This window comes from Thermoplasma sp. (genome assembly GCF_023256435.1).
In the GTDB taxonomy this organism is placed as follows: Archaea; Thermoplasmatota; Thermoplasmata; order Thermoplasmatales; family Thermoplasmataceae; genus Thermoplasma.
Genome location: NZ_JAGDXM010000033.1, coordinates 1 through 5,212 on the forward strand (window position 1 = coordinate 1; position 5,212 = coordinate 5,212).

The following is a 5,212-nucleotide window of genomic DNA, read 5'->3' on the forward strand; positions in this document are numbered from 1 at the left end:
CTAAAGCTGTTGAGATTTACAGCTTCCTTCAAATCCCTAACTTCTCTTTTAAACAACTGTTCCTAACGAAGAAGACCAATGAATCTAATCGTTGAAGCAGTTTATTCTTAAAGCTTCCTCTAAACATCTAACTTTTCCATAAACAATAATATGTCATGATGAGATAGCGTATCATGAAAATAACGGTTGCACATACCCCTGATCCGGACGATGCCTTCATGTTTTATGCCATGTTTCAGGGCAAGATAAAGACAAAGTTGCAGTACGAGCAGATAATAAAGGATATAGAGACCTTGAACAAGGAATCAAAAGATGCCAGGTATGAGGTTACTGCCATTTCAGCCAATGGATACGTGCAGGTCAGCGACAGATACATGCTTACTAGATCTGGAGCGAGCTTCGGAATAAGCTACGGCCCCATCGTTGTGGCTGCTCATGATGTGGACCTCTCCAGGGCAAGAATGGGTGTACCTGGATATATGACCTCGTCATATCTTCTGTACAGAATGTTCGGGCCAGAGTCTAAGGAGTATGTTGAGATAAGGTTCGATAAGATCCCGGATGCAATACTTAGTGGGGATATCGATGCAGGCATACTCATACATGACGAGCAGTTGACCTACGAAAAACACGGGCTGAAGAAAATATTCGATATATATGCAGCATGGAAAGAATACGCCGGAAATCTACCAGTCCCTCTTGGTTTTAACGCAATAAGGAAAGATCTTCCCAAAGAGACGATAGCGGGATTCCTGGACGATTTCGAGCGATCAATAAGGTATGCTATGGCACATGAGGATGAAGCGGTAAGATATGCGATGCAGTATGCGAGATACACGGATATGGAAATGGAAAAGAAATTTGTAAGGATGTACGTGAACGATCTTTCCATCGATTTCGGAGAAACCGGCCGAAAGGCTCTGGAACTTTACTATAAACGCGCTGAGGAAAAAGGCCTTATAAAGCCATTCAAACCTGAAATCGTCTGATTTTTCTTTTTATATGGAATTTTAAAGTTTAAGAAGTGCCGACTGTTAGAATATTTTCAAATGGAAGACGCTCTCTGCGGAAAAAGCATCGAACATCAATATAAGGGATGACTGGATTTCTGCAAACGCAGATGGATCTCGCCTGAAATCATATTTGAAGTCCGAGTAAGTATTGAGCATCAGGCCTTGCGTCATGAATATCTACCGTATCAATCCGAAATGCTTGAAAATATCATCGATTTCCTCTCCATATGAATAGTCTGAAACATAATCGCTCATGGACTTTATGTTCTCGGTTGCATTCGCGGGGCATGCTTTCCTGACCGGAAGCTGAAACATAGGCATATCATTGTTTGAATCCCCGATTACAAGCATCTCATCAAAATTCAAAGAGTACTTCTCCCTGAGTTTTTTCACCGCGAAGGCCTTATCCTCACCTGCATTCATCAGATGCCATGAATAGCCGCTATAGAATATCACGAATCCTCTGGCTTCAGCCTCACGACGAACATAGTCAACATCCTTTGGATCTATATCGAAGCCGGTTGAGGCCTCTCTCCATTTGTTGGTGAGTATGCTTCTCATTGACGTCTTCTTTGACATCTCCTCCAGAAATTTGTTAGTGTCCTCATTGCTGAAGAATTTCTGTATTGAACCGTCATTATCATACATTATACCGCCATTTTCGCCGAAAACTGGACCGTTTATTCCAAGAAATATCTTCAGTGCATAAACAACTGGAATTACGTTGCCACTCAACAGTGATACAAGCAGGCCGTTCTTCTCGGCTTTTCGAATGCTCTGAATGGCTGATGTTGATATGAGGCGATCTTTATCGGTCAATGTTCCGTCGACGTCTATTGCGGCTAACCTGATCATGCGTGGAAATTGTTATGATACTAATAACGATTATTGAATGTTGATAACAAAGAAGGATATTGAGGTAATTGCGAGATCGCGCATAGATAAGCTGCATCGTTATGCCTTGAACACAGGCGATAGGAGGTATATAATTCAGATGGAAAGAATAGCCAAAAGAATGGACATAACATTACCGGCGAGCATTAAAAGGAGCTACTGCAAAAGATGCAAGAACCCTTACAGAGGCGAGATCGTCAGAATAAAGAAAAATCTTGTAACTGTAAAATGCCCTGTTTGTGGAGATATAAGGAGGTTCCAGATCAATCGCTGACTGTTTCTATCTCAAACAGTACGTTGAAACCGGCGAGGGTGGCATGTATCTTATCGGCAAACCAGATAGCGTCCTCTGGTGTCGCGCCGTTTCCCCATTCATAAACCATATCCTGCTCTCCTATGACTGGTTTGAAACCAAGCGATCTAAGCCTGTTTATGACCTCACTAGGTCTCGCACCTTCGCTCGAGAATGAGACCTTTATGTAAGTTTTCATTGATATCCATGGGTCATTTTCACTTAATATAAAAGATTTGTTCAGTCGAAATGGATAGTATATATAGGATTAGATAGTATTTATTCATATAAAATTGCAATTTGTCTATTTTTGAGAAATTTTTATATCTTTTTATATACTGATAATGCCTCTGGAATCAAGCAAATTTTTTAAATTTTGTTTTGATTAACATCCATAGAAATTCTGCCCCAAAAAGTGTTGAAGATGAAACCTATAATTGTGAAAAAAGGCGATATAAGGAGGCTTCTTAAGGAGAGCGGTGAGATCGACGGCAATGATGGGCGCATATCCGTCGCAGCCAGGATACTCTATGAGTTCGGAGATCGCATAGTATTTGTGAAAGCCTATGAGAATGAAGACATAGATCTAAAGATAAAGAACAGGAAGAATGATTACAGGTATGTGAAGGTCATAGGATCACAGAATGGAGAATTTCACATAATGGATCTTCCCATTGGAGAAAGAAAAATCGGAACGGATACGTTATATAACAAGATCATTTCAAGCGAAACGTTTGGATCAGACATAAGAAATGAAATTTTGAACATGATAAGCTTCGAAATGAAGCGCAGAAATTCAATATGGATACTTGTTGACAAGGAGAATCATGCATATTATCCATTTACCACGCATTCAATAACGGAGATAATCCTCCATGACGTTGAATACAGATTTGAGAGAGGTATGATTGAAAGGACTATTGAGATAAAGGTTCCAATACAGTTCATAGATAACTACTGGCAGAGATACCTGAAGTCAAAGAATAGAACACCGGGAGAAGTCTGGGCATCTATGATCGTGCAGTAATACTATGCGCTGCTTATCGCCTAAGCATCGTATTTTCCCTTCAACGAAGAGACGTCTGGTTGTAAGGGCTATATTCCGTATAGGCGCTATATCGTGATGCCCACAAGCGTATTTTCGAACTACGACATCCTTAATGTTATTGGTATTGCGATATTTTAATGAAATTTTATTATCGATGGAAGTCATTGTATTTTCTGTTTGAAGAGGTAGTTTTTAAAGCTTCCTCAACGTATAATGCTAACTTTAACTTCATCTTTATGACACGGTCAAGCATTTTTTGTATCATGGATACAGTGGCATCCGCTCAGACGAAATTTCATATCATGTATAACAATACGACAGGGAAATGATAGTAGTCACTGGTATGCCTGGGGCTGGCAAGGATGAATTTGTGAAGGTTGCAAAGAGCCTGGGCTTCGTCGATCTGCACATGGGCAATACGGTCAGAGAATTTGCAAAGAGATCTGGAGTGCCTGAGATAGACCATGAAATTGGGAATTTTGCCACTTCTGAAAGAAAGAAGTACGGCATGGACATCTGGGCTGTTAGAACCGCACAGAAAATAACCGATGATAGTCACACCGTTATAGATGGGCTTCGTAATTATGAGGAACTTCAGTATTTTTCCAGATTTTCTGAGAATCCTTATGTAGTCGCTATTTTTGCAAGCAGAAAAGATAGATTCGACAGGATACTCAAAAGAGACAGACCTGATGACATAAGAACAATGGATGAACTCATCGAGCGCGATATGAGGGAGCTGTCATGGGGCATAGGCAACGTTATAGCACTTGCGGATTACATGATAGTGAATGATGACACGCTTGAAGTGTTCCATGAGAGATGCAGAAAGTTGCTGACAGAGAAATTCTCCATCAGCAACAGGGCATAATATTTTTATAAAAACGAAAAAAAATTAGAAATACGTGCCAGCATAAATAGCAATGGACTGCCAGATGGAGTTGCATTAGAGGAAAGCCTGTAAACTGCAATATAAAATATGGGAAAGTTTTTATCGCTCGATTTAATCCGCTCTTGCATTGTGGGTCCGTAGCTTAGCTAGGTAGAGCGATGGACTCTTAATCCATAGGTCGGGGGTTCGAACCCCCTCGGACCCGTCTACGCTAGTACGGTCTCATGTGAACTAGCATTTATTTCTACGTTGAGAAAAATTTATTCATCTTCTCCCTGACAAATTTTGGGTTCATTTCCGGATCCATGTTTGTTTAGAACTGTGTGTCTGTCGGACTAGCATTACATGGGTGGGTTTGCACAAATCTGATGTCAATCCTTTCAATACCAATTTTCCTGCTTCCCCTAAGAAATGTTGTTACAACACAGTGTCCTCATACATAGAGATGGATTCCTGAAAATGCGTGCTTTCCAAACTTTAAGATATTGTTCCTTTGACCCTTCTGGCAACCCTTAAAATTGGCTTGTTGTGGCCATCGAAGAATTCCATGTCAAATCTGTTCAAAGGTTTCATTCATCAAGCATCTCCATTCTTTCCCTCAGTGCAGCGATGAACTCCCTGAAGTTCCTTGACTCCCTGATGGCATCCTCTATGATGCCTGAGTCATGTATCTTCCTGTCATTCCATCCCTTCCTGTAGCCTTCACTTCTGACCGCATTTATCACGGCATCGTCAATGTTGACAAGTGTTCCTTTCACATTCATAGCAGAGCTTGAATTAAGAACCGTATAAAAGCCGTCCTATCTCTCTGCAAAATGAGAAAAAGAGCATTCAAATATTTTGAGTATATCTGGCACCTTTTGGGAAAGAAACCTTATAAACGTTAGGAGATTCTTAAGAGGTGAAAATAATGACAGATTTTTTTGAAGACCTGAAGAACGCTGCTATTGAGAGTGCTCAGCTACTGCGGGATCAAGTAGATGTTAATGAGAAAGAATTTGAAAAAAAGGGTGTGGTTTTTGAATTCCAGCTGGTGGCAGAGATTTATCACGCACTTAGAAATAAACAATATC

7 protein-coding genes and 1 tRNA gene are annotated in these 5,212 nt (G+C 40.5%); 5 read left to right on the top strand and 3 right to left on the bottom strand.

The window, feature by feature from the left end; genetic code table 11:
• The first annotated feature begins 173 nt into the window (after nt 1-173).
• Nucleotides 174-989, top strand: a complete 816-nt coding sequence (locus tag Q0C15_RS04430; protein ID WP_297216738.1) for a menaquinone biosynthesis family protein — start codon at nt 174-176, stop codon at nt 987-989.
• Nucleotides 990-1,190: 201 nt separating this feature from the next.
• Here Q0C15_RS04430 and Q0C15_RS04435 read toward each other — a convergent pair whose 3' ends face one another.
• Nucleotides 1,191-1,868: a phosphoglycolate phosphatase gene (locus Q0C15_RS04435; protein WP_297216741.1), complete on the bottom strand. Its 678-nt coding sequence runs from the start codon at nt 1,866-1,868 to the stop codon at nt 1,191-1,193.
• A 37-nt stretch (nt 1,869-1,905) separates the two neighbouring features.
• Here Q0C15_RS04435 and Q0C15_RS04440 point away from each other — a divergent pair, with 37 nt between their 5' ends.
• Nucleotides 1,906-2,181, top strand: coding sequence for a ribonuclease P (locus tag Q0C15_RS04440; RefSeq protein ID WP_297216744.1), 276 nt, complete (start codon nt 1,906-1,908; stop codon nt 2,179-2,181).
• Here Q0C15_RS04440 and Q0C15_RS04445 read toward each other — a convergent pair.
• The gene (locus Q0C15_RS04445; protein WP_110642509.1) at nt 2,171-2,398 is read right to left on the bottom strand and encodes a hypothetical protein; all 228 of its coding nucleotides are present in this window, start codon (nt 2,396-2,398) and stop codon (nt 2,171-2,173) included. The two genes, Q0C15_RS04440 and Q0C15_RS04445, sit on opposite strands and share 11 nt — an antisense overlap.
• Nucleotides 2,399-2,623: 225 nt before the next feature.
• Here Q0C15_RS04445 and Q0C15_RS04450 point away from each other — a divergent pair, with 225 nt between their 5' ends.
• The 3 genes from Q0C15_RS04450 (at nt 2,624) to Q0C15_RS04460 (ending at nt 4,344) form a co-directional block, all read left to right on the top strand.
• Complete coding sequence (locus Q0C15_RS04450) at nt 2,624-3,226, top strand: hypothetical protein (RefSeq protein WP_297216747.1); 603 nt, start codon at nt 2,624-2,626, stop codon at nt 3,224-3,226.
• A 346-nt stretch (nt 3,227-3,572) separates the two neighbouring features.
• Nucleotides 3,573-4,118, top strand: coding sequence for a dephospho-CoA kinase (locus tag Q0C15_RS04455; RefSeq protein WP_297216750.1), 546 nt, complete (start codon nt 3,573-3,575; stop codon nt 4,116-4,118).
• A gap of 152 nt (nt 4,119-4,270) precedes the next feature.
• Nucleotides 4,271-4,344 (top strand) — tRNA-Lys (locus tag Q0C15_RS04460).
• A gap of 364 nt (nt 4,345-4,708) precedes the next feature.
• On the opposite strand, the gene Q0C15_RS04465 is transcribed toward Q0C15_RS04460, so the two are convergent.
• The gene (locus Q0C15_RS04465; protein WP_297216753.1) at nt 4,709-4,903 is read right to left on the bottom strand and encodes a hypothetical protein; all 195 of its coding nucleotides are present in this window, start codon (nt 4,901-4,903) and stop codon (nt 4,709-4,711) included.
• Between the last annotated feature and the right edge of the window lie 309 nt (nt 4,904-5,212).

Coding starts and splice junctions, on each gene's coding strand:
- Q0C15_RS04445 (WP_110642509.1), bottom strand. CDS start 2,398: ATGAAAACTTACATAAAGGTCTCATTCTCGAGCGAAGGTGCGAGACCT.
- Q0C15_RS04440 (WP_297216744.1), top strand. CDS start 1,906: ATGTTGATAACAAAGAAGGATATTGAGGTAATTGCGAGATCGCGCATA.
- Q0C15_RS04455 (WP_297216750.1), top strand. CDS start 3,573: ATGATAGTAGTCACTGGTATGCCTGGGGCTGGCAAGGATGAATTTGTG.
- Q0C15_RS04450 (WP_297216747.1), top strand. CDS start 2,624: ATGAAACCTATAATTGTGAAAAAAGGCGATATAAGGAGGCTTCTTAAG.
- Q0C15_RS04430 (WP_297216738.1), top strand. CDS start 174: ATGAAAATAACGGTTGCACATACCCCTGATCCGGACGATGCCTTCATG.
- Q0C15_RS04465 (WP_297216753.1), bottom strand. CDS start 4,903: ATGAATGTGAAAGGAACACTTGTCAACATTGACGATGCCGTGATAAAT.
- Q0C15_RS04435 (WP_297216741.1), bottom strand. CDS start 1,868: ATGATCAGGTTAGCCGCAATAGACGTCGACGGAACATTGACCGATAAA.